Source organism: Sulfuritalea hydrogenivorans sk43H (genome assembly GCF_000828635.1).
Taxonomy (GTDB): domain Bacteria; phylum Pseudomonadota; class Gammaproteobacteria; order Burkholderiales; family Rhodocyclaceae; genus Sulfuritalea; species Sulfuritalea hydrogenivorans.
In genome coordinates this window covers 3370546-3393125 of sequence record NZ_AP012547.1, presented here as the reverse complement: position 1 = coordinate 3393125, position 22580 = coordinate 3370546, and the positions used below count along the sequence as shown (strand labels likewise).

Annotated in this window: 19 protein-coding genes; 12 read left to right on the top strand and 7 right to left on the bottom strand. The window is 62.9% G+C overall.

Annotated features, from left to right (window positions below):
• The first annotated feature begins 33 nt into the window (after positions 1–33).
• Positions 34–1428, top strand: coding sequence for a PAS domain-containing protein (locus SUTH_RS16110; RefSeq protein ID WP_231851048.1), 1395 nt, complete (start codon positions 34–36; stop codon positions 1426–1428).
• A gap of 28 nt (positions 1429–1456) precedes the next feature.
• Here the strand turns inward: SUTH_RS16110 and SUTH_RS16105 are convergent, their stop codons facing one another.
• Positions 1457–2698, bottom strand: coding sequence for a CaiB/BaiF CoA transferase family protein (locus SUTH_RS16105; RefSeq protein WP_041100694.1), 1242 nt, complete (start codon positions 2696–2698; stop codon positions 1457–1459).
• The gene (locus SUTH_RS19825) at positions 2698–3282 is read right to left on the bottom strand and encodes a chalcone isomerase family protein (RefSeq protein WP_041100692.1); all 585 of its coding nucleotides are present in this window, start codon (positions 3280–3282) and stop codon (positions 2698–2700) included. Before SUTH_RS19825 ends, SUTH_RS16105 begins: the two co-directional genes overlap by 1 nt.
• An 88-nt stretch (positions 3283–3370) precedes the next feature.
• Between SUTH_RS19825 and SUTH_RS16095 the strand changes: the two genes are divergently transcribed.
• A complete protein-coding gene (locus SUTH_RS16095) occupies positions 3371–4783 on the top strand; it encodes a DUF4139 domain-containing protein (RefSeq protein WP_041100690.1) in 1413 nt (470 codons plus the stop codon).
• Between the two features lie 351 nt (positions 4784–5134).
• On the top strand, positions 5135–6430 hold the full coding sequence (locus SUTH_RS18700) for a GGDEF domain-containing protein (RefSeq protein WP_171817388.1): 1296 nt from the start codon (positions 5135–5137) through the stop codon (positions 6428–6430).
• An 86-nt stretch (positions 6431–6516) separates the two neighbouring features.
• On the opposite strand, the gene SUTH_RS16085 is transcribed toward SUTH_RS18700, so the two are convergent.
• Genes SUTH_RS16085 through leuS form a run of 4 tightly spaced genes read right to left on the bottom strand, consistent with a single transcriptional unit; the run spans position 6517 to position 11832 of the window.
• On the bottom strand, positions 6517–7773 hold the full coding sequence (locus SUTH_RS16085; RefSeq protein ID WP_041100688.1) for a glutamate-5-semialdehyde dehydrogenase: 1257 nt from the start codon (positions 7771–7773) through the stop codon (positions 6517–6519).
• Positions 7773–8675 carry a DNA polymerase III subunit delta gene (gene holA / locus SUTH_RS16080; protein WP_041100686.1) on the bottom strand — a complete coding sequence of 301 codons (903 nt, stop codon included), beginning with the start codon at positions 8673–8675 and terminating at the stop codon, positions 7773–7775. Before holA ends, SUTH_RS16085 begins: the two co-directional genes overlap by 1 nt.
• Position 8676: 1 nt before the next feature.
• Positions 8677–9195, bottom strand: coding sequence for an LPS-assembly lipoprotein LptE (locus SUTH_RS16075; RefSeq protein ID WP_052473716.1), 519 nt, complete (start codon positions 9193–9195; stop codon positions 8677–8679).
• 18 nt (positions 9196–9213) lie between these two features.
• Positions 9214–11832 (bottom strand): leucine--tRNA ligase, encoded by a 2619-nt coding sequence (gene leuS / locus SUTH_RS16070; protein ID WP_041100682.1) that lies wholly within the window; start codon positions 11830–11832, stop codon positions 9214–9216.
• Positions 11833–11904: 72 nt separating this feature from the next.
• On the opposite strand from leuS, the gene SUTH_RS16065 reads away from it, so the two are divergent.
• A complete protein-coding gene (locus SUTH_RS16065; RefSeq protein ID WP_041100680.1) occupies positions 11905–12774 on the top strand; it encodes a FecR family protein in 870 nt (289 codons plus the stop codon).
• Here the strand turns inward: SUTH_RS16065 and SUTH_RS16060 are convergent.
• Positions 12771–13118, bottom strand: a complete 348-nt coding sequence (locus tag SUTH_RS16060; RefSeq protein WP_041100678.1) for a hypothetical protein — start codon at positions 13116–13118, stop codon at positions 12771–12773. The two genes, SUTH_RS16065 and SUTH_RS16060, sit on opposite strands and share 4 nt — an antisense overlap.
• Before the next feature lie 241 nt (positions 13119–13359).
• On the opposite strand from SUTH_RS16060, the gene SUTH_RS16055 reads away from it, so the two are divergent.
• The 8 genes from SUTH_RS16055 (at position 13360) to SUTH_RS16020 (ending at position 22379) form a co-directional block, all read left to right on the top strand.
• Positions 13360–15531: a UvrD-helicase domain-containing protein gene (locus SUTH_RS16055; protein WP_041100676.1), complete on the top strand. Its 2172-nt coding sequence runs from the start codon at positions 13360–13362 to the stop codon at positions 15529–15531.
• A 38-nt stretch (positions 15532–15569) separates the two neighbouring features.
• Positions 15570–18434 carry an Eco57I restriction-modification methylase domain-containing protein gene (locus SUTH_RS16050; RefSeq protein ID WP_041100674.1) on the top strand — a complete coding sequence of 955 codons (2865 nt, stop codon included), beginning with the start codon at positions 15570–15572 and terminating at the stop codon, positions 18432–18434.
• 6 nt (positions 18435–18440) lie between these two features.
• On the top strand, positions 18441–19154 hold the full coding sequence (locus SUTH_RS16045) for a DUF3800 domain-containing protein (protein WP_041100672.1): 714 nt from the start codon (positions 18441–18443) through the stop codon (positions 19152–19154).
• A 134-nt stretch (positions 19155–19288) separates the two neighbouring features.
• Positions 19289–20068: a 3-oxoadipate enol-lactonase gene (gene pcaD / locus SUTH_RS16040; RefSeq protein WP_171817387.1), complete on the top strand. Its 780-nt coding sequence runs from the start codon at positions 19289–19291 to the stop codon at positions 20066–20068.
• A 2-nt stretch (positions 20069–20070) separates the two neighbouring features.
• Positions 20071–20850 (top strand): SDR family oxidoreductase, encoded by a 780-nt coding sequence (locus tag SUTH_RS16035; RefSeq protein ID WP_041100668.1) that lies wholly within the window; start codon positions 20071–20073, stop codon positions 20848–20850.
• A gap of 89 nt (positions 20851–20939) precedes the next feature.
• Positions 20940–21218 (top strand): type II toxin-antitoxin system RelE/ParE family toxin, encoded by a 279-nt coding sequence (locus SUTH_RS16030; RefSeq protein ID WP_041100666.1) that lies wholly within the window; start codon positions 20940–20942, stop codon positions 21216–21218.
• 9 nt (positions 21219–21227) lie between these two features.
• Entirely contained in the window at positions 21228–21533 is a 306-nt protein-coding gene (locus SUTH_RS16025; RefSeq protein ID WP_041100664.1) for a HigA family addiction module antitoxin, read from the top strand.
• Between the two features lie 363 nt (positions 21534–21896).
• Entirely contained in the window at positions 21897–22379 is a 483-nt protein-coding gene (locus SUTH_RS16020) for a hypothetical protein (protein WP_041100662.1), read from the top strand.
• The last annotated feature ends 201 nt before the right edge of the window (positions 22380–22580 follow it).

Sequence of the window (22580 nt, the reverse complement as noted above, 5' to 3'; positions counted from 1 at the left end):
ACGCAGTCCAATCAGCGGCGTGACGCCATGGCCATGAACCGAAATCCCCTCTCGGATTCAAGAGTGCCGATAGACGATTATCCGGAGCTGATCGTCGAAGACAATCCGTTGCTGAGCCACGCCATCTGGGTGATCCTGGTCGGGGCGCTGGTGTATATCGCCATGCTGCTGGCCGCGCCGCAGGGATTCCAGGAGCGCGTTTACAGCGTCGCCTTGCTGGTGGGCCTCTGCCTCGCGGCGCAGGCGGTGCTGCATTATCGGGGCGTGGTGCCGACGGTGCGCCTGCTGGCGATCGGCGGATGGCTGCTGGTCACGCTGATCGCCGCCAATGGCGAAGGCGTGCGCGGCCCGATCCTCATCGCCTATCCCATCATATTGATCTTTGCGGGATGGATGCTGGGCGTTCGCTATGCGGTGGCGGTGCTGATCGCCAGCACGATAGCCGTGATCCTGATGGTGATGGGCGAGCAGGCCGGTTTCGTCGGCGGGATCAGGCCAGCCACCTCCGGCATGGTGGCGGTGGCGCACGCGATCGTCCTCGCCATCAGCACTGCCATGACGATATATCTCCTGAACGTGTTCCGTCGGCGCTACGCCGAGGAATGCCGGTTGAACGACGAGAACACGCGGCACCTGAAGGCCATCGAAAAGCGCGAGAACTACCAGCGTGCGCTGCTGGACAATTTTCCGTTCATGGTCTGGCTGAAGGACGAGGAGGGCCGCTACCTTGCGGTGAACCAGGCCTTCCTCGACGGCTTTGGCTGGCCTTCCGCCGAAACCGTGGTGGGCAAGACCGATCTGGATATCGCCGCCCTCAATCTGGCGGGGAAATACCGCCAGGACGACCTGACCGTGTTTTCCAGCAGTGCCGCCAAACCGGTCGAGGAACTGATCGAAATGGGTGGTCGCTGGCGCTGGTGCGAGACCAGCAAGTCGCCCGTGATGGTCGATGGCAAGGTGGTCGGCATGGTCGGCTATGCCCGTGACATCACCGAGCGCAAGGCGGTGGAAGCGGAGGTTGCCGAATCGCGGAACCTGTTCCGGGCCGTCATCGACACCGTGCCCTTGCGGGTGTTCTGGAAGGATCGCAACTACAAGTATCTCGGCTGCAACGAGGCATTTGCCAGGGATGCCGGGATGCGGCATCCGAAGGAAGTGATCGGCAAGGACGACTATCAGATGGCCTGGTCGGACCAGGCGCGCTCATATCATGCCGACGACCGCGACGTCATGGAATCCGGCTACGCCAAGCTGTCCTTCGAGCAGGCGCAGACCACGCCGCGGGGCGACGTGCAATGGTTGCGCATGTCGAAGGTTCCGCTGAAAAACCAGCAGAACGAGATCATCGGCGTGCTGGGCATGTATGAGGACATCACGGCAACCCGGCGATTCGGCGGCGACGCCACCGCGACGAAGCCGATTCTCTGACGCCGCGGCGCGGGCCGGTCAGGATTCGTCAAACCACCCCCGCCGCACGCAGCGCATCGATCTCGGCCGAGGTTCGTCCGAGTTCGCGCAGCACGGCATCGGTGTCCTGACCCAGCAGCGGCGGCGCCAGCCGGTAGTCGATCGGCGTCGCGGAAAAGCGGATCGGGTTGCCTACCTGCGGCGCCGTGCCGCCGGCGGCATGCGGCATATCCACGCGCAGGCCGCGATGCCGTACTTGCGGATCGGCGAACACGCCGGCCAGGTCGTTGATCGGGCCGCAGGGCACGGCGGCGTTTTCCAGCAGGGCGATCCAGTCGGCTGTGGTCTTCATCACCGTGGCCTGGCGCAGCAGCGGCAGCAGGACGGCGCGATTTTTGACCCGCGCCGCGTTGGTGGCGAAGCGCTCGTCGCCGCTCCATTCGGCATGGCCGGCAATGGCGCAGAAGCGCGCGAACTGGCCGTCGTTGCCGATGGCGAGGATCATGTCGCCGTCGGCGGTGGGAAAGTCCTGGTAGGGCACGATGTTGGGATGGCCGTTGCCCATGCGGCGCGGCGCCTTGCCCGACACAAGATAATTCATCGCCTGGTTGGCCAGGCAGGCGACCTGCACATCGAGCAGCGCAAGGTCGATGTGCTGGCCCTGGCCGGTTTTCTCGCGGTGCGCCAGCGCGGCGAGGATGGCATTGCTGGCGTAGAGGCCGGTGAGGATGTCGGTCAGCGCGACGCCGACCTTCTGCGGGCCGGCACCTTCCTCGTCGTCGGCGCGGCCGGTGACGCTCATCAGGCCGCCCATGCCCTGGATCAGGAAGTCGTAGCCGGCGCGTGCGGCATACGGGCCGTCCTGGCCGAAGCCGGTGATCGAGCAATACACCAGCTTCGGGTTGAGCGCGGACAAACTCGCGTAGTCGAGGCCGTAGGCGGCGAGCCCGCCGACCTTGAAATTTTCCAGCACCACGTCGGATTGCGCTGCCAGCTCCGTCACGATGGCCTGCCCTTCGGGGCGCGTGATGTCCACGGTCAGCGAGCGCTTGTTGCGGTTGGTGCACAGGAAGTAGGCGGCATCCGTCGTCGGCGTGCCCGCGCCGTCGGCCAGCCACGGCGGCCCCCAGCCGCGCGTGTCGTCGCCGCCCTTGCCGTTCTCGCCGGGTCGTTCGACCTTGGTCACGTCGGCGCCGAGGTCGCCCAGCAATTGCGAGGCCCAGGGCCCGGCAAGCACGCGCGACAAGTCGAGCACCCGGATGTGGTTCAGGGCTCCGCCCGGAGTTCCCATCAGTTGGCCGCCTTGCCCAGCAGATGCTGCTTGAGGTCGTCCTGGATCGGCTTGTCGCCGAGCCAGATTTTCAGCAAGGCACGATAGAAGTCTTCGCCGGCCACATCCTCGCCTTTCTTCGCGCCGTCGATCGTCAGGCGCGTCACGCCGCCGCCGACCTCGGGCAGCCAGTCGAGATGAACGGCCGCGCCCTTGGCCACCGTGCCGACGCCGAGCATGGTCGCCTTGAAGGCTTCGATGCGGGAGTTCAGCGCAAGGATTTCCTGCTCGCCGTGGTTCTTCTGGATGCCGCTCGCCAGGGCGTCGGCGAAGGTCTCGCCCGAGGCGTCGCGCAGCAGCACCAGGCGGATGCGCCGGGCGCCTTTGGCGGTCAGCGCCTCGGCCGTCGTCGCGACTTTCTGCGGCAGGTAGAGGGCCATCGCATAGCCCTTGATGAACAGCACCTTGCGCATGCCGGCGCCATTGATCACCGTGTCGCCAGCGCCGACTTTTGCGGTATCGTCGAACTTGACATCGCCGACTTCGAGCGCGGCGAGCGCGGGTAGCGAAATGGCCAGCAGCAGCATGGCGAGCAACTTGTTCATGAGAGTGTCCTTGGAGGTGGGTAGTCGGGCGCAATGATACCGCCGCCGGCATGCTATCGTTGTGCCATTGCCCGATGGAGAGAACGCCATGCACCGAAGCGCAGCGATGGTCGGAATATTCCTTGCCGCCGGCATGGTCCGGGCCGGCGAACCGGTGCGCGACGTCACGTCCTCCGCATCCGATCGCGAAGCCGTCGCGGTCACCGTGTACAACGACGATCTGGCGCTGGTCAAGGAACGCCGGAAAGTGGATCTGCCGAAAGGCCTTACGCGCTTGTCCCTGCGCGAAGTGGCGGCGCAGATGCGCCCCGAGACCGCCTTGCTGCGCGCGGCGAGCGGACAGCCGCTGAGCCTGATCGAGCAGAACTTCGATTTCGACCTGCTGACGCCGCAGAAGCTGCTGGAAAAATACGTCGGCCGCGAAGTCACCGTGATCCGGCCGCATCCGACCACCGACGGCGAGCGGCGCGAGCGCGCCACGGTGCTCGCCGCCGGGCAGGGCACGGTGCTGCGCTTCGCCGACCGCATCGAAACCGGCGTGCCGGGGCGGCTGGCCTTCGACAGCGTGCCGCCCAACCTGCGCGACCGGCCGACGCTCTCGATCCTGCTCGACGCAGCGGGCGGCAAGCAGGCGGTGGAACTGTCCTACCTCACCGGCGGTTTGTCCTGGAAGGCGGATTACGTCGCCAACCTCTCCGCCGACGGCAAGCAGCTCGACCTCAACGGCTGGGTGACGCTGACCAACCGCAGCGGCGCCGGTTTCGACAACGCGACCTTGCAACTGGTCGCCGGCACCGTCAATCGCGTGCGCCCGCCCGCGCCGCAAATGGCCTATGCGATGCCGGCTTCCGCACCGCGCGCGAAATCGATGGAAGCGACGCAGGAAGCGCTGATGGATTACCACCTCTACAGCTTCGAGCGGCCGACGTCCATCGCCGACAACCAGACCAAGCAGCTCGCCCTGCTTTCGGCCAGCGCCGTGCCGGTGGGCCGCGAATACCTGCTGGCCGGCAACGACTGGTACTACCGCGACCGTTACAACCAGATCGGCCAGAAGTTGAAGCCGGCGGTCTTCCTGGAATTCGAGAACAAGGGCGGGCAGTTGGGCAAGCCGTTGCCGGCCGGCATCGTGCGCGTCTATGCGCGGGACAGCAAGGGCGCTGCGCAGTTCGTCGGCGAGGACCGCATTTCGCACACGGCGAAGAACGAGAAACTGAAGCTGCGGCTGGGCGAAGCCTTCGACATCACCGCCGAACGCAAGCAGACCCACTACCGCAAGATCGCCGACAACGTCAGCGAGTCCTCATGGCGCATCGAACTGCGCAACGCCAAGGACGAAGCCGTCACGGTGAAGGTTCAGGAACCGATGCCCGGCGACTGGGAGATGGTGCAGGAATCGCAGAAGCACACCAAGGAATCGGCGCGGGTCGCGTCGTGGAACGTGGCGATTCCCGCAGGCGGCACGTCGGTGCTGGAGTATGGGGTGCGCGTGAAATGGTGAGTGGCGCGCGGGCTTGGCGAGGCAGACTGTCTGGTGGTTCAGACGGCAGGTATGTGCACCAGGCGGCATGATGACATTGGAATCCGGAATGGCAGGTGTGAGCGAAAGTCCTCCCGCCTCGTTACGCTCCATGCCCATGTCGAATATGTACTCTGCGTTTCGGGATATTGAGCTGCCGTATCGTCGTTGATAGAATTTCTTCCATATCGTGCGCGGCAATTCTAGTTTTCGGTAGAGTTTCCTCAAGGGCCGCTTTCAGTCTTCCCGTACGGCTCCTTCTACAGTTGATATGCCGCATATCGAGCGATGAGCCAATGACGTTATCGGTTGCAGGGTGAAGCAAGCATGGACATGTCCGCTGAAGTCACATCGTCCGCTCCAAATGGCCAAATGGTTGGGGTGATGCTCGCTGGCCTGGTCAAGTCGCTAACCAATGTCAAAGTCATGTCTGGAGAGCATGCAACGCAACTCACCGCCGATATTGAGGCTGACGCCTGGTATCCAATGTCCACGTTTTTCAGCGTGCTTGACGAGATACAGCGTTTCGGGATCGATCTGGATCCCGTGCTTTTTCAGGCGGGCATCACATTCGTTAGAGACTGGTTCGGGAAGTTTGATGGGAGATCCATGTTTCCCAGTGCGGCGCACTTCATTCGGATGCAGGGCAACAGTGGCGGTTACTCCATGGTGCACAGGGGGGATGCCGAAGAAATAGGATGGCAGGATTTGCTCGAACTGGACGAATCTGCCTGTTGCGCAAAGATTGTTTGCGTAACGCCCTACCCACGAGAGTTCGAACGCGGCATCTTTCATGGCGGCGTGCTCATGACTGGCGACGTTGATTACGTTCATGTCGAATCCAGTGAGGAGCACTACAACCGCCACCTCAGTAAGAAGACCATCACGATTCAATATCACCGCAAGTCGGACGACCAGGCGGACGATTCGCTGGATGCGTTTCTGGCCGGCATGTCGCCATCGGCGCCGGTCGTTTTGCCCGATCATCTGCAGAAGCCGATGGCGTGGCGACTGAAGGCAGTCCAAGAACAACATTCATGTGACAAGCTGTTTTTTGAGCAAAGCAGTCTGCTTCTCTCAAAGGCGGCAAGCCGGATATACGAATTGTCGCAGACGCTCGATCACTTGGCACACTACGATGAATTGACCGAAACGCTGAATCGGCGTGCGGTTTTTGATAGAGCAGAAGCTATCCTGACATTGGCTGCGCGGCATCGCTGGCCCGTATCGTTCATCATGCTGGACATTGATCATTTCAAGTCGATCAACGATACATGGGGACATGCCATTGGGGACGAAGCCCTGCGCAGTGTTGTCGTTGCGATCAGGAGTCGCCTGCGGGAATCGGATCTCATGGGGAGAATCGGTGGTGAGGAGTTTCTTGTCGTCCTGCCACAAACTGAGCTTGAAGGCGCATTCGCCGTCGCCGAGAATCTGCGTGCTGCCGTCGAGAACCTCACGCTACCGGTTTCGGACAAGGCAACAGCCCGCATCACTATCAGCTTAGGCGTCGCAATAGCGAATTCACCACACGCTGAAACCGTTGGCAGCTATATTGGAAAGGCAGATCAGGCTCTATACCGATCAAAGCGCAATGGCCGCAATCGAGTCACAGTGTTTTCCCGGTAGTTAGTACGCCAGTCCTGTGTGTCGGCAAGCGGGCCCATAACCCCGGGCAAGGCGATCCCCCTGCCGGCCTTGTGCGACTCCTGGCGCTAGCTGCGCACTTCCCCGTCGCCCAGCACGATCCACTTCTGCGAGGTGAGGCCTTCGAGGCCGACCGGGCCGCGGGCGTGGAACTTGTCGGTGGAAATGCCGATCTCGGCGCCGAGTCCGTACTCGAAGCCGTCGGCGAAGCGGGTCGAGGCGTTGACCATCACCGAACCCGAATCCACTTCGCGCAGGAAGCGCATTGCGTTCGTGTAGTTCTCGGTGACGATGGTGTCGGTGTGCTGCGAGGAATACGTGTTGATGTGCTCGATCGCCTCGCCGACGTCGGCGACGATCTTGACCGAGATGATCGCGGCGAGATACTCCGCATACCAGTCCTCCTCCGTCGCCGCGATGGCCTGCGGCACCAGCTTGCGCGTTTCCTCGCAGCCGCGGATGGCGACGCCATGGCGGCCGAGCATGGCGCAGAGAGTCGGCGCCAGCGATACGGCGACCGGGCGCGCGATCAGCAGTGATTCGGCGGTGTTGCAGGTGCCCAGGCGCTGGGTCTTGGAATTTTCGAGGATGCGCAGCGCCTTGCCGGCATCGGCGGCGTCATCGACATAGACGTGGCAGTTGCCGTCGAGGTGCTTGATCACCGGCACCCGTGCCTCCTTCGAGATGCGCTCGATCAGCCCCTTGCCGCCGCGCGGCACGATCACATCGACATACTCGGGCATGGCCACCAGGTGGCCGACGGCGGCCCGGTCGGTGGTCTCGATCACCTGCACGGCGGTCTCGGGCAGGCCGGCGGCCTTGAGCCCGGCGCGCACGCAGGCGGCGATGGCCTGGTTGGCACGCAGGGATTCCTTGCCGCCGCGCAGGATCGCCGCATTGCCGGATTTGAGGCACAGCGCGGCGGCATCCGCCGTGACGTTCGGCCGCGCTTCGTAGATGATGCCGACCACGCCCAGCGGCACGCGCATCTTGCCGACCTGGATGCCGGAGGGGCGGCGCTTCATGTCCGTGATCTCGCCGATCGGGTCGGGCAGCGCGGCCACCTGTTCGAGGCCTTGCGCCATGGCTTCGACGCTCTTTTCCGTGAGCGTCAGGCGGTCGATCATCGCCGCGTCGAGGCCGTTGTTGCGGGCGTCGGCGACGTCGGCGGCATTGGCCGCCAGCAGTTCGTCGCGGCGCTCGCGGATGGCCTGTGCCATCGCCAGCAGCGCCGTATTCTTGGCCGCCGTCGAGGCGCGCGCCGTTGCCCGCGAAGCCTCGCGTGCCTGGCGGCCGACTTGCTGCATGTAGGTTTTTACATCCATTACCGTGTCCTCGGTTGCGTCAGGCGCAGCGCCAGTTGCAGGAACTCATCCCAAATGTCGCCGCGCGCCAGACCCTTGATGATGCGGTCAATCTTCGCAGCATGCAAGAGCGCGGGCCGCGCCGCCACGCTGCGCGCCTCGGTGGCCAGCGCCCAGAGCACCAGCGGCGGCGCCGCATCCTCGCCCTTGAGGCCTTCCAGCGTGCGTGCGGCGCGCACCGTGTCACGCGCCTTGAGGGCGTCGCGCAAATCCGACACATCGTAGCGGGCAACGTTCATCACGGCGCCCTCGATCTGCGCCAGCGACACCTCGCCCGGCGGATACAGCAGGCCGAGCTTCTGGATTTCCTGGTGCGCGGCGAGCAGGTTGCCTTCGACGTGCGCGGCGATGAAGGCCAGTGCCTCGCGCGGCGCGCTCTGCTGCTGGCGCGCCAGGCGCTCGGCGATCCATTGCGGCAGGCGTGCCGGTGGCGGTGCGTTGCATTCGATACTGACACCGGCATTCGACAGCGCGGTGACCCAGGCGGCCTTCTTCGCCTGCCAGTCGAGTTCGGGCAGGGTGATCAGGGTGACGATGCCGGGGCCCAGCGTGGAGATATAGCGCTGCAATGCTTCGCTGCCTTCGCGCCCCGGCTTGCCGGAGGGAATGCGCAGGTCGACCAGCTTGCTGCCGCCGAACAGCGACATGTTGCCGGCGGCGATGAACAGCTCGTCCCACTTGAAGCCGGTGCCGACGACGATGACTTCGCGTTCCTCGAAGCCCTGGCGGCGCGCGGCGGCGCGAATCGCATCGCCGGCCTCGATCACCAGCAGCGGCTCGTCGCCGTGCAGCAGGTACAGCGGCGCCAGCGGCTTGTCCAACTGCGCCAACTGCGCCGCGAGCTGGTCGGGGCGAAGCTGCACGCTAGTCCTCTGCGGGCGCCACCGGCTTGGCCTTGGCGGCGAGAATCCTTCGCATCAACTGGCTGATCAGGTCCTTCTGGATGTCGGCCCAGATCACCGCCTCTTCCGATTCCTTGGACAGCACCAGGTCGTCGCTGAAGGTCATGGTCCGGCGCACGGAGATTTGCGAGACGGGGACGTAATCCGCCTGTTGCGAGGTGTGCACCCGGAACTTGAAGTTGCGCACCAGCTGGAATTCGCGGGCACGCCCGGCGGCGCTCAGCGAGAGGATCGACTTCTCGCTGGTATCGCTCAGCACCGTCAGGATGGCGTCGGCCTTGCCGGCATCAGTGACGACGCGGGTCGATGCCGAAGCTTCGATGGCGGTCTGAACCTGTGCATAAAATTCGGACTGCACCGGCAGCGACAGGCTGATCGTGGCGAACGGCAGGGCGCGGCCCGATACGGGGTTGCTGTTGCGCAACTTGAAGCCGCAAGCCGTGAGCAGGCTGACGGCGACGATGACGATAACGAGTCTCATGCTTCGCATGCGCGGCTCCTAAACGACAATATTGACCAGGCGGCCGGGGACGACGACGACTTTCTTCGCCGCCTTGCCTTCCATGAATTTCTGCGCCGCTTCGGAGGCCAGCGCGACGGCTTCGATCGCCGTCCTGTCGGCGCCGACTTTCACGCGGATGTTGCCGCGATGCTTGCCATTGACCTGCAGCACCAGTTCTTCCTCGTCCTGCACCAGCGCATCGGCGAGCGGCTCGGGCCAGGACGCGGCAAGGATGTCGGCGCCATAACCGAGTTCGATCCACAGGGCGTGGCAGATGTGCGGCGTGATCGGCGAGAGCATGCGCAGCAGAATGCCGAAGCATTCCGCGATCACGGCGTCGCGGCCATCTCCTTCCGGGGCCTTCTCCAGGCTGTTGAGCATTTTCATCGCCGCCGAGGCGACGGTGTTGAACTGGAACTTGCCGAGGTCGTAGTTGGCCTGCTTCAGCAGCAGGTGGATTTCGCGACGCACCGCGGCGAGCTGATCTGGCAATTTTTCCGGCATCGCGGCCTGCTGGCTGACCGCGCCATGCGAGCCATGGCCGAAGGCCCAGACCCGGCGCAGGAAGCGGTAGGCACCCTCGACGCCGGAATCCGACCATTCCAGCGTCTGTTCCGGCGGCGAGGCGAACATCATGAAAAAGCGCGCGGTGTCGGCGCCGAACTCGTCGATCAGCGATTGCGGGTCGACGCCGTTGCGCTTGGACTTCGACATGGTGCCGACGCCGCCGTAATCCACCGGCCGGCCGTCGGCCTTCGATGTGGCGCCGGTGACATGGCCACCCTCGTCGCGCTTGAGATCGACTTCCTCGGGCGCGAAATACTCGATGCCGCCCTTGTCGGTGCGGCGCGAAAAGATGTGGTTGAGCACCATGCCCTGGGTCAGCAGGTTGGCGAAGGGCTCGTCGTATTTGACGAGGCCAAGGTCGCGCATGACCTTGGTCCAGAAGCGCGAGTAGAGCAGGTGCAGGATCGCGTGCTCGATGCCGCCGATGTACTGGTCGGCCGGCATCCAGTGGTTGCTGCCGGCATCGACCATCGCCGAGTTCGCCGCGCGCGTCGTCGGATCGACGCAGTAGCGCGCGTAGTACCAGCTGGAATCGACGAAGGTGTCCATGGTGTCGGTTTCGCGCTTGGCCGGCTTGCCGCATTGGGGACAGGCGCAGTCGACGAAATCGGCGCGCTTTGCCAGCGGGTTGCCGGAGCCGTCGGGCACGCAGTCTTCGGGCAGCTTGACGGGCAGTTGCTCGTCGGGCACCGGCACGGTGCCGCAGCTGTCGCAATGAATCAGCGGAATCGGGCAGCCCCAGTAGCGCTGGCGCGAGACGCCCCAGTCGCGCAGGCGGTATTGCACCTGGGTGGCGCCGAGGTCCCTGGCCGAGAGGTCGGCGGCGATGGCCGCGACGGCGGCTTCAAGGCTCATCCCGTCGTACTTGCCGGAATTTACGCAGCGGCCGCGCTGCTTGTCGGCGTACCACTCCTGCCAGCCATCGAGCGAGAAGCTCATTGGCCCATTTGTGCCTTCGACCGCGATGACCTGTTTGATCGCCAGCCCATATTTCTTGGCGAACTCGAAATCGCGTTCGTCATGCGCGGGCACCGCCATCACGGCGCCTTCGCCGTAGCTCATCAGCACGTAGTTGCCGACCCAGACCTCGACCTTTTCACCGCTCAGCGGGTGGTCGACGAAGATGCCGGTCGGCATGCCCTTCTTTTCCATGGTCGCCATGTCGGCTTCCATGACCGAGCCGTGCTTGCATTCGTCGATGAAGGCGGCGAGCTTCGGGTTGTTCTTCGCGGCGTGCGTCGCCAGCGGATGTTCGGCGGCGACGGCGCAGAAGGTCACGCCCATGATGGTGTCGGCGCGCGTGGTGAACACCCACAGCTTCTCTTGCCTGCCGTCGAGTTCGTAGGGGAAGGCGAAGCGCACGCCGGTGCTCTTGCCGATCCAGTTGGCCTGCATGGTCTTGACCCGCTCCGGCCAGCCCGGCAAGGTGTCCAGTGCCGACAGCAACTCATCGGCATATTTGGTGATGGCCAGGTAGTAGCCGGGAATCTCGCGCTTCTCGACCACCGCGCCGGTACGCCAGCCGCGGCCTTCGATGACCTGTTCGTTGGCCAGCACGGTCTGGTCCACCGGGTCCCAGTTCACGACTTGCGTCTTCTTGTAGGCGATGCCCTTTTCCAGCATGCGCAGGAACAGCCACTGGTTCCATTTGTAATACTCGGGCGCGCAGGTGGCCAGTTCGCGCTCCCAGTCCAGCGCAAAACCCAGCGACTGGAGCTGCTTTTTCATGTAGGCGATGTTGTCCCAGGTCCACTTCGCCGGCGGTACCCTGTTCTGCATCGCGGCGTTCTCGGCGGGCAGGCCGAAAGCGTCCCAGCCCATGGGCTGCAGGACGTTGTAGCCCTTCATGCGGTGGTAGCGGGAGAGCACATCGCCGATGGTATAGTTCCGCACATGCCCCATGTGCAGCTTGCCCGACGGGTAGGGAAACATCGACAGGCAATAGTATTTCGGCTTGTCGGAGTTCTCCGCGGCGCGGAAAGCCTGCGTGGTGTTCCACCAGGCCTGCGCGGCCTGCTCGATTTCGGTCGGGAGATATTTTTCCTGCATGGCCGGGGCGTCTAGCGTGATGTCTGGCAAAGGGCGGAATTATACCTGCCCCCTCTGATTGAAAGGATTTGGATGCGCCCCCTGAATGCCCTTTTCGCCGTGTTTGCCGGCATTGCGCTGACGCTTTCCGCCCCGGTGTTTGCGAGCGCGGCGGCAACCGTGGAGGCCGTGCAGTCGCCCGCGTGGCGCGATCGCGGCGGCGTCACGGTGCCGCTCGCGGCGGGCATGGAACTGCAGAGCGGCGACGTGTTGCGCACCGGCCCCGGCGCACGTGCCTATGTAATGTTGGCCGAAGGCAGCCGGGTCAAGCTGGGCGAAGCCGCGCGCTTCACTTTGCATACCCGCAGCCTGCAGCCGGAAAAATCCTTTCGCGGCGCGCTGGACGTGCTGGCGGGCGCCTTCCGCTTTACCACGGGCAAGCTGAGGAAATCCCGTCAGCATGATGTCGCGATTCGCGTCGGCACTTCAACGATCGGCATTCGCGGCACCGACCTGTGGGGCCGGACGGACAAGGACGGCGACCTGGTGGCCCTGATCGAAGGCCGCATCGAAATCACCCGTGCCGGGCAGGTGACGGAACTGGCGAAGCCGATGACCTACTACGATGCGCCGCGCGCTCAGGCCGCCGCAGTCAAGGAGCTCGACCTGGAGACCTTCGTCGGGCTGGCGCGGCAGACCGAAATCCTGCCGGGCGATGGTGCCGCGCGTGTGCGTGGCAAGTGGCGCGTACTGGCCGGTTCGGCCGCCAGCGAAGAAGCGGCCTTCGAACTGTATGACCGGATCCGCGAAGCCGGCTTTGCCGCGCGCATCCGGCCGCATGAAGTGGATGGGGGCTGGCGTTATGAACTGCTGCTTGGCGGCTTTGCCGGCGCCGATGAAGCCGCTGTCGCGGCGGCGCGCCTGAAGGCGGCCACCGGCCTCACGCCGGTCGTCGGGCGTTAGCCCGGCTGCTGGTAGCGGGCGGCCGATCCGATCAGCCGCCAGCCGCGCGCCGTCAGCGCGGAAGTTTCCTGCGCCAGTTGCATCGAGATCGCCCACAGGCGCGCCTGGGCACGGGCCCACGGCCGCCAGCCAAACGAGGCGGCGTCTTCGCGCAGCGATTCGGCGGCCATCAGTTCCAGCAAACGATCCACCGCCAGCTTGTAGTAGGCCGACGAACCCGGTGCGGCGCGATGGGCGGCCCAACGCTCCGCGTCATGCCACAGCGTCGCCGCGCGGCGTTCGGTAATGCCGGCCTTTTTCGCCAGCCAGGGCAGCAGTTTCGGGGTCTTCAGTTGGGTCTTCATTGGATTCTCCTGTTCGGGCGCCTGATTCCGTCCTCGTGAGCCGGGTCAAGTTGCCTTGCACGCAATATATTGCATCGCAGCATCGCCGATTCTACAGAGTTTATATGGGCGAAGTACTCTAAATTCAAGCAGATTATTGCGCCGCAATATTGCGCCTTGGGCCATTCAGTTAGCGCTTACTATCACCTGTCTCGACCCGCTCCGGTCGATATAATCAACGCCTCGTCTGCGCGCCCCTTACATGAACCCCCTGCTTGACCATCTCAATGCCCCGCAACTGGCGGCCGTCACCCTGCCGCCCGCGCATGCCCTGATCCTCGCCGGCGCCGGCTCGGGCAAGACGCGGGTGCTGACGACGCGCATCGCCTGGCTGATTTCGACCGGTCAGGTTGCGCCGCCCGGCGTGCTGGCCGTGACTTTCACCAACAAGGCCGCCAAGGAAATGCAGACGCGGCTCGCCGCGATGCTGCCGATCAATGTCAAGGGCATGTGGATCGGCACCTTTCACGGCCTGTGCAACCGCCTGCTGCGCGCCCATTACCGCGATGCCGGCCTGCCGCAGTTGTTCCAGATACTCGACTCCGCCGACCAGCAGGCTTCGGTCAAGCGCCTGCTGAAATCGCTCAACGTCGATGACGAAAAATTTCCGCCGCGCGAGCTGTGCCATTTCATCAATGCGCAGAAGGAGCAGGGCCTGCGCGCCGCCGCCGTCGAAGCGTATGACGACTGGGCGCGCAAACGCGTCGCGCTTTACGAAGCCTACGAGGCGCAATGCCAACGCGAAGGCGTGGTCGATTTCGCCGAGCTGCTGCTGCGTTCCTATGAACTGCTGGAGCGCAACGAACCCTTGCGCCGGCATTACCAGGAGCGCTTCCGCCACATCCTTGTAGATGAATTCCAGGACACCAACAAGCTGCAGTACCGCTGGCTGAAGCTGCTGGCCGGTGGCGGCGCGAACCTCTTCTGCGTCGGCGACGACGACCAGTCGATCTACGCCTTCCGCGGCGCCGACGTCGGCAACATGGCCGACTTCGAGCGCGAGTTCAAGGTGCAAAACCTGATCCGCCTCGAACAGAACTACCGCTCGGAAGGCAACATCCTCGACGCTGCCAACGCCATCATCAGGAACAATCCCACGCGCCTGGGCAAGAACCTGTGGACCGAGGCCGGCAGCGGCGAGCCGATCCGCATCTACGAATCCTATTCCGACGGCGACGAAGCGCGCTGGATCGTCGAAGAAATCAAGGCCCTGTCGCGCGACGGCCATGCCCGCGCCGAAATCGCGCTGCTCTATCGCAGCAACGCGCAGTCGCGGGCGCTCGAGCATGCGCTGTTCAACGCCGGCCTGCCCTATCGCGTGTATGGCGGCCTGCGCTTTTTCGAGCGCGCCGAGATCAAGCACGCACTGGCCTACCTGCGCCTGATCGCCAACACCGACGACGACACGGCATTTGCCCGCGTGGTGAATTTCCCCGCGCGCGGCATCGGCGCGCGCAGCCTGGAAAACCTGCAGGACGCGGCGAAGGCGGCCAACAGCAGCCTGCATGCGGCGATTCCGCAGGTCGCCGGCGCCGGAGGCGTCAAGCTGGCCGGCTTCGCGCAACTGATCGTCAAGCTGCACGAGGCGGCACATCTGCCGCTGCCGGAGCTGGTCGATCACGTCATCGAACTCTCCGGCCTTCGCGCCCACTACAAGAACGAGAAGGAAGGCCAGGAGCGGCTGGACAACCTCGACGAACTGATCAACGCCGCGGCGAGTTTCGTCGCCGAAGAGGGCACGCCCAACCAGGACGGCGAAATCACCGGTGAGTTCGGCAACGACCTCTCCTCCTTTCTCGCCCATGCCTCGCTCGAAGCCGGCGAGCACCAGGCCGGCGAAGGCGACGACGCGCTGCAACTGATGACCGTGCATTCGGCCAAGGGCCTCGAATTCAACGTCGTCTTCATCAGCGGTCTCGAAGACGGCCTGTTCCCGCATGAGAATTCGATGTCCGAAGACAAAGGACTGGAAGAAGAGCGGCGCCTGATGTACGTCGCCGTCACCCGCGCGCGGCAGCGGCTCTACCTGAGTTTCGCGCAGACGCGCATGCTGCACGGCCAGACGCGCTACAACCTGCCGTCACGCTTCCTCGACGAGGTGCCGGAGGAACTGGTCAAGTGGCTCACACCGCGCGCGGGCAAGGGCGGCTTCGCCGTATCGTCAGCGCCGACTTATCCCGCCACGCCGCGCCGCAGCGAGTCTTCGGGCGGCAGCGGCTTCCGCATCGGCCAGAGCGTGATGCATGCAAAATTCGGCCTCGGCGTCATCGTCAATGCCGAAGGCAGCGGCACCGATGCCCGCGTGCAAGTCAATTTCGGCCATGCCGGCATGAAGTGGCTGGCCTTGTCCGTGGCAAAACTGGAGGCAGCATGACTCTGGCGCTGCCAATGCCATACGGCTAAGATAGGGCGATGCCCGCTCCCGCCGAAATACATGCCCTTGTCGAACGCTTCGAGGCAAATCTCGACAGCTATCGCGGCGGTGCCTACAACGAAACGCTGTTGCGGCGGGACTTTCTCGATCCGATGTTCAAGGCCCTGGGCTGGGACATGGACAATGCCCAAGGCTATGCGGAAGCCTTTCGGGATGTGGTGCACGAGGACGCCATCAAGGTCGGCGGTTCGACCAAGGCGCCGGATTACAGTTTCCGCATCGGTGGCCGCCGCATCTTTTTCCTCGAAGCAAAGAAGCCCTCGGTGTTCATCAAGGAGGATGTCGCACCGGCTTACCAATTGCGTCGCTATGCATGGTCGGCCGACCTCCCGCTGTCGGTCCTGTCCGACTTCGAAGAGTTCGCCGTCTACGATTGCCGCGTCAAGCCCGCGCTCGGCGACAAGGCGGCCAAAGGAAGAGTGCTCTACCTGACCTTCCGCGACTACATCGAGCGCTGGGACGAAATTGCAGGCATCTTCTCCAAGGAGGCCGTGCTCAAGGGAAGTTTCGACCGCTACGCGCGTGAAGCCAAGGGCAAGCGCGGCACCACCGGCGTCGATGGCGACTTCCTGGCCCAGATCGAGGGCTGGCGCGAAACGCTGGCCAAGAACATCGCCTTGCGCAACAACGGTGTAGGCGCACGCGAACTCAACTTCGCGGTGCAAACGACCATCGACCGCATTGTCTTCCTGCGCATTTGCGAAGATCGCGGTATCGAGCCGCTCGACCGGCTGCGGGGCCTGACCAATGGCACCGGAATCTACGCCAGGCTCTCGCATGTCTTCCGCGAAGCCGACGACCGCTACAACTCGGGGCTGTTCCACTTTCGCACCGAAAGGCATCGCGCCGGCAATCCAGACGAATTCACTCTTGGCCTCAAGATCGACGACAAGGTTCTCAAGGAACTGATCCTCGGCCTCTACTACCCGGAAAGTCCCTACGAGTTCTCCGTATTGCCGGCCGACATCCTCGGCCAGGTGTACGAGCGCTTTCTTGGCAGCGTCATCCGCCTTACCGCCGGCGGCCAGGCGAAGATCGAAGAGAAACCCGAGGTCAAGAAGGCTGGCGGCGTCTATTACACGCCGACTTACATTGTCGATTACATCGTTGGGCAGACGATCGGACGCCTGTGCGAGGGCAAGGCGCCCAGGGATGTCGCCAAGCTGCGTGTACTCGATCCGGCCTGCGGCTCGGGCTCATTCCTCATTGGCGCCTACCAGTATCTGCTCGACTGGCACCTGAAGTGGTATGCCGACAACGAGCCCGAAAGGCATGCGAAGGGCAAGGACCCGAAGGTTCATCATGCGGCCAATGGTTGGCGACTGACGGCCAGCGAGCGCAAGCGCATCCTGACCAACAACATTTACGGAGTCGACATCGACGCCCAGGCGGTCGAGGTTTCGAAACTCTCCTTGCTGCTGAAGGTGCTTGAAGGCGAAACCGATGAGACGCTCAACGCACAGATGCGGCTGTTCCACGAACGTGCATTGCCCGACCTCGACGGCAACATCAAGTGCGGGAATTCTCTGATCGGCCCCGATTTCTTCGACGGCCAACTCGAACTCGACGAGGAGGAACGACGCCGCATCAACGCCTTCGACTGGCAGGCCGAGTTTGCGGAAGTCTTCAAGTCTGGTGGCTTCGATGCCGTGATCGGCAATCCGCCGTGGGGTAGTGCCATTTCATCGGACGAGAAGGACTATCTTCAATCGCACTCTGTAAGTCGTCGCGGCGAAGCCGAGTCGCATCTGTACTTTATTGAACGAGGCATCTCCCTGTTGAGACGCGATGGAATTCTTGGCTTTATTACTCCAAATACATGGCTAACAATAAAAAACGCGGAAGGCATCAGGAGGCACCTCTTGTCGACGACAACGTTCGTTGAGCTCAGCGAGCTTTCGAAATACATCTTTGTCGATGCTCCAGATATAGTTCCGTCGTTGGTGTTCATATCCGCACGACCGCCAGGTCGAAGGGATAAATGTATTGCGAAGCGCGCAAATGTAACCAAGGTTGATCAAGCCAACTTTGACTCATGCATGGTTACTGATCTCATCCCGCTGAGTACTTGGGCCACTGACACTCTGTCAACATTGAATCTGCGCGCAACCGACAGCGCAATTCGAGTCCGGTCAAAACTTGTGCAACGTGGCATACCTCTTGGCAATATTTGTAGTGTTCTTTATGGGATCAAGACTGGTGACAACGCTCGTTACGTTTCAAAGGACGAGGCCGCTCTTGGTTACCCAGTCAAGGCGCTTAAGACAGGTGAGATTGGGCGATATAGCCTGAGTTGGAAACAGTTTTGGCTTGATTGGGGCGACCACCTTGCAGGGTTTAGGAAAAGCCGGGTCGACGTGCCGAAGATCGTGATTCAGTACATTCGAAAACTCAGCATGCAGCGGCGACTCGTGGCTGCAATCGACGTGAATGGGTCCTACTATCCATTAAACAATTACTCGTACGTGTCTAGCGACGATCCCGCATATTCGCTGCGCTATGTGCTGGGTATCTTGAATTCGTCTGCGCTGAACTATTACTTTGCGTCAACGTTTATTGACTACAACATTAAGCCAACGTATCTGCAGCAGTTGCCAATTAGAGCCATCGATATGTCAAATAGGCTGGATCGAGCCAGCCACGACCGCATGGTCGCCATGGTCAATCAGATGCTTCAGTTCCACGAAGACCTCGCGTCCGCCAAGACCGCGCACGAGAAGACTTTGCTCGAACGCCAGATCGCCGCCACCGACCGGCAGATCGACACGCTGGTTTATGAACTCTACGGCCTGACCGGCGACGAGATCGCCATCGTGGAAGGCTCCGTCAATCCGGCGCTTTGACTCGCGATGCATCTTTGCTACTTCGACGAGAACAAGCACACCGTTGAGAACCCGGCGTTCTTCATCGGTGGATTGATGATTCCCGATGCCAAGGCGCTCGAATTCGAGAAGACGCTCTCCCAGATAGCCTTCAATTTCCACGGATCCCGCACGCTGGCCGTGCATACGGAACTGCATGGCAAGGAGTTGTTCCACGGCAAGGGCAATGCCAAGGGGCGCAAGCTCGAAGAGCGTGTGCGCGTGTTTCAGGACGTGGCGACCTTCGTCACCGACAATGCGATTCCCGTGCGGATGGTGCGCATCGACGTGAGTCGTCATGAGCAGAAGTACAAGTATCCGACGCCGCCCTACCGCCTCGGGCTGATGCTGATCCTTGAGCGCTTCTGCGAATACCTCGATACGGTCGATGATCTTGGGCTTGTGTTCGGCGACCACGAGGCGGACGAAGTGACCGGTGCCGTCGTCGATTTCTCGGAATTCAAATCGCTCGGGAAGACCCCGATGCACTTTGGCCGTCCGCTGGGCCGTTTGCTCGATACGGTGTATTTCACCCAGTCGCACCACAGTCGCTTTCTACAGGTCGCGGACTTGCTGGTGTATATGGCGGGGCGCTACGAAAGCTGGACGGACGTGCCGGACAAGTGGCACGAGCAGGCGGTAAAGGCAGCCTGGGAAAAAGTGAAGGCCAGCGGGAATCTATCGATTCAGCGCTGGCCTTGAGTGTCAGGAACGACCGGCTCCGTTTGGGAGGTCTCGCTTTGGAACGAGTACACCAGTCGCACCGGAATAGTAGCCAAACACCTTGGCGCGGTCAATAGAGACCGCGAGGAATGACCGGAAAGGATTGCTGCTTTATGAAGATTCACGCCAACGGACTCGACATTCGGTACGAGATTTCGGGCAGCGGCCCCTGGGTCACGCTCTCGCATTCCCTGACTTGCGACCTGACGATGTGGGATCAACTCGCCGTGTCGCTGGCGCCGACTTTTTCGGTGCTGCGCTACGACACGCGCGGCCACGGTGGCACGACGGCGCCGGAGGGCGCCTACAGCTTCGCGCAACTCACCGCCGATCTGATCGGTCTGCTCGATGCGCTGAAGATCGAGCGCACGCATTTCGTCGGCCTCTCGATGGGCGGCATGATCGGCCAGCATTTCGCGCTCGCTCAGCCTGCACGCCTGAACAAGCTGGTCATCGCCAATTCCACCAGCCGCATCCCGCCCGAGGCCGGCCCGCTGTGGGACGAGCGCATCGCCATTGCCCGCGCGCAGGGCTGCGCCGGCGTGGTCGAAGGCACGCTGGCGCGCTGGTTCACGCCGGGCTTTCGCGCGGCGGGAGCCGACGCGGTGGCGCGCATCGCGACGCAGATTCGCAACACGCCGGCGGCCGGCTACATCGGCTGCGCCAGCGCGATCCGCGCGCTCGACATCACCGCGAAAATCGGCACCATCGCCGCGCCGACTTTGGTCATCGCCGGTGCCGACGATCCCGGCACGCCGCCGGCGATGAGCGAAGTCATCGCCTCGACCATTCCCGGTGCGCGGCTGGAAATCATTCCCTCCGCCTCGCATCTTTCCTGCATCGAGCAGCCGGAGATTTTCAATCGGCTGGTCGCCAACTTCTTGAAAGGCTGATCATGGATCTCGGCATACGCGGCAAATCCGCGCTGGTGTGCGCGTCGAGCAAGGGCCTGGGCCGCGGCTGCGCGTTTGCGCTGGCGCGCGAAGGCGTCAATGTAACGCTGGTGGCGCGCGGCGCCGAGGCGCTGGAGAAAACCGCCGCCGAGATTCGTTCCGAAACGGGCGTCACGGTGCTCGCCGTGGCCGCCGACATCGTCACGCCGGCCGGCCGCGCCGCCGCGCTGGCCGCCTGCCCGCAGCCGGACATCCTGGTGAACAACGCCGGCGGCCCGCCGCCCGGCGATTTCCGCAACTGGTCGCGCGATGACTGGCTCGCCGCGCTCGATGCCAACATGCTGACGCCGATCGAACTGATCAAGGCCACCGTGGACGGCATGATCGCGCGCAAATTCGGCCGCATCGTCAACATCACCTCGGGCGCGGTGAAGGCGCCGATCGACGTGCTGGGCCTGTCCAACGGCGCGCGCTCGGGCCTCACCGGCTTCGTCGCGGGGCTCTCGCGCAAGACCGTGGCGCACAACGTCACCATCAACAACCTGCTGCCCGGTTTCTTCGACACCAACCGCATCGCGACGGTAATTGGCGGCCAGGCCAAGGCGCGCAATGTGCCTTACGAGCAGGTGCTGGCCGAGCGTGTCGCCACGATTCCGGCGGGGCGCATCGGCAACCCCGAAGAGTTCGGCGCTGCCTGCGCCTGGCTGTGTTCGACGCATGCCGGATTCATTACCGGGCAGAACTGGCTGCTCGATGGCGGGGCGTATCCGGGGACGTTCTGACCGCAGATTGTGCGTATATCCGGAGGCCTCCCCTAGTCGGGATGCTGCTATCCATTGACGATACTAGCGTAATGCGTTAGTATTCACACATGATTCAGTCGTTCAACTGCGCCGATACGGAAAACCTGTTTGCGGGCCGGCGCGTGGCGCGGTTCGCCAACATCGCCACTGTGGCAATGCGAAAGTTGCAGCAGGTCAACGCCGCCGGATCGCTGGAGTTTCTGCGCGTGCCGCCACAGAATCGGCTGGAGCAGTTGAAGAAAGATCGGAAGGGACAATGGAGCATCCGGATCAACGACCAGTTTCGGGTGTGCTTCGAATGGCGCGACGGGCACGCCTGGCGCGTCGAGATCGTCGATTACCACTGAGGAGATTTCATGTCGCGAAAAGTACCGCTCGCCACGCCCGGCGAAATTCTGCTCCATGACTTCTTGGAGCCCATGGGCATCACCCAGTACCGGCTCGCCAAGGAAATCGGCGTACCGCAACGCCGGATCGGCGAGATTGTGGCTGGCCGGCGTTCAATCACCGCGGACACGGCGCTGCGTCTGGCCGCGTTTTTCGGCACCGATGCGCAGAGCTGGATCAATCTGCAAAGCCACTACGACACGGAAATGGCGCGGGACGCCATGGAAGAAACCTTGTCGCGGATTCGCCGCTGGGATGAGTTGTCCGCGGCTTGAAGCGTTCGCCGTAGCGCCAGCGCCGACTCTTGCAGGTGCCGTATGAGAAGCCGCGCCGGGAATTCGCCCCGGCAGGCGACCGACTTTCTTGTTCGCGCAAGAAAGTAGGCAAAGAAGCGCTCCCCGCCTCCCCGGCCCTTCGGGCTACCCTCGCTGCGGAAGGCCCGCCGGGCCGGCCGCTAAACTAGCCGGCCAAAATGCGGCCGTCGTCGGACAACGCGACCGGACTACCCCCGGCGAACCTCCCTCGCTCGGCGGGTCAGAGGGGAAGGAAGTCGCCCGGACGAGCGGCGCATCCATTCACTCGACATGTTCGGACGTGGCGCGTATTCTTTGCCACTACAAAGCGTTAGGCATCCGAACATGACCCAGTACGAAATCCTCAGTGTGATAGTTTCATGCTTGGCCGCCATTGTCAGCCTAGTCGTTTGGTCTGGTCAGCGGAAACTCACCCGCGAGTCAAATGATATGCAGCACGCAACGGCTGAGTTGGCGAAAAAGCAGCTTGAGATCCTCTTGCGCGAAGACAAAGGAAAGAACACCGCTCGCTTGTCACTTGATCTTGTACGCGAAGACAAGTCGTCGTTCTTCTTCCGCATCACGAACGTCAGCGCCATTGACGCCAGAGATGTTGAATTTGAACTCATACTTCAGGACCCTGACAACAGCCCGATCATCCACTCAGAGTACACCGAGAAATTTCCCGCGAAGAACCTAGGTCCTGGTTGCTCGGTGTCGCTTATTGCCGCACTCACGATCAGCAGCCCAAGCGCATATAACGCCATTCTCAAATGGACAAATCCCGACGGCTCGCGTACCCAAGAGGAAACTTATGTTGCCCTGTAGGGCTAATCCTGCGCAGCCACCCAGCCATAAGCAGCCATAAGAAGCAGCCATAAGGGTCAGCTTCGAATTTGTTCTCGGCACACTCCATCACGTGTGGTGGTTTGCCTTCCCCTCTGACCCGCCGAGCGAGGGAGGTTCGCCGGGGGTAGTCCGGTCGCGTTGTCCGACGACGGCCGCATTTTGGCCGGCTAGTTTAGCGGC

What these genes read in the sequence shown, in the direction of transcription:
- SUTH_RS16110 (WP_231851048.1), top strand. Translation starts at nt 34, where the DNA reads ATGAACCGAAATCCCCTCTCGGATTCAAGAGTGCCGATAGACGATTAT.
- SUTH_RS16105 (WP_041100694.1), bottom strand. Translation starts at nt 2,698, where the DNA reads ATGGGAACTCCGGGCGGAGCCCTGAACCACATCCGGGTGCTCGACTTG.
- SUTH_RS19825 (WP_041100692.1), bottom strand. Translation starts at nt 3,282, where the DNA reads ATGAACAAGTTGCTCGCCATGCTGCTGCTGGCCATTTCGCTACCCGCG.
- SUTH_RS16095 (WP_041100690.1), top strand. Translation starts at nt 3,371, where the DNA reads ATGCACCGAAGCGCAGCGATGGTCGGAATATTCCTTGCCGCCGGCATG.
- SUTH_RS18700 (WP_171817388.1), top strand. Translation starts at nt 5,135, where the DNA reads ATGTCCGCTGAAGTCACATCGTCCGCTCCAAATGGCCAAATGGTTGGG.
- SUTH_RS16085 (WP_041100688.1), bottom strand. Translation starts at nt 7,773, where the DNA reads ATGGATGTAAAAACCTACATGCAGCAAGTCGGCCGCCAGGCACGCGAG.
- SUTH_RS16075 (WP_052473716.1), bottom strand. Translation starts at nt 9,195, where the DNA reads ATGAGACTCGTTATCGTCATCGTCGCCGTCAGCCTGCTCACGGCTTGC.
- leuS (WP_041100682.1), bottom strand. Translation starts at nt 11,832, where the DNA reads ATGCAGGAAAAATATCTCCCGACCGAAATCGAGCAGGCCGCGCAGGCC.
- SUTH_RS16065 (WP_041100680.1), top strand. Translation starts at nt 11,905, where the DNA reads ATGCGCCCCCTGAATGCCCTTTTCGCCGTGTTTGCCGGCATTGCGCTG.
- SUTH_RS16060 (WP_041100678.1), bottom strand. Translation starts at nt 13,118, where the DNA reads ATGAAGACCCAACTGAAGACCCCGAAACTGCTGCCCTGGCTGGCGAAA.
- SUTH_RS16055 (WP_041100676.1), top strand. Translation starts at nt 13,360, where the DNA reads ATGAACCCCCTGCTTGACCATCTCAATGCCCCGCAACTGGCGGCCGTC.
- SUTH_RS16050 (WP_041100674.1), top strand. Translation starts at nt 15,570, where the DNA reads ATGCCCGCTCCCGCCGAAATACATGCCCTTGTCGAACGCTTCGAGGCA.
- SUTH_RS16045 (WP_041100672.1), top strand. Translation starts at nt 18,441, where the DNA reads ATGCATCTTTGCTACTTCGACGAGAACAAGCACACCGTTGAGAACCCG.
- pcaD (WP_171817387.1), top strand. Translation starts at nt 19,289, where the DNA reads ATGAAGATTCACGCCAACGGACTCGACATTCGGTACGAGATTTCGGGC.
- SUTH_RS16035 (WP_041100668.1), top strand. Translation starts at nt 20,071, where the DNA reads ATGGATCTCGGCATACGCGGCAAATCCGCGCTGGTGTGCGCGTCGAGC.
- SUTH_RS16030 (WP_041100666.1), top strand. Translation starts at nt 20,940, where the DNA reads ATGATTCAGTCGTTCAACTGCGCCGATACGGAAAACCTGTTTGCGGGC.
- SUTH_RS16025 (WP_041100664.1), top strand. Translation starts at nt 21,228, where the DNA reads ATGTCGCGAAAAGTACCGCTCGCCACGCCCGGCGAAATTCTGCTCCAT.
- SUTH_RS16020 (WP_041100662.1), top strand. Translation starts at nt 21,897, where the DNA reads ATGACCCAGTACGAAATCCTCAGTGTGATAGTTTCATGCTTGGCCGCC.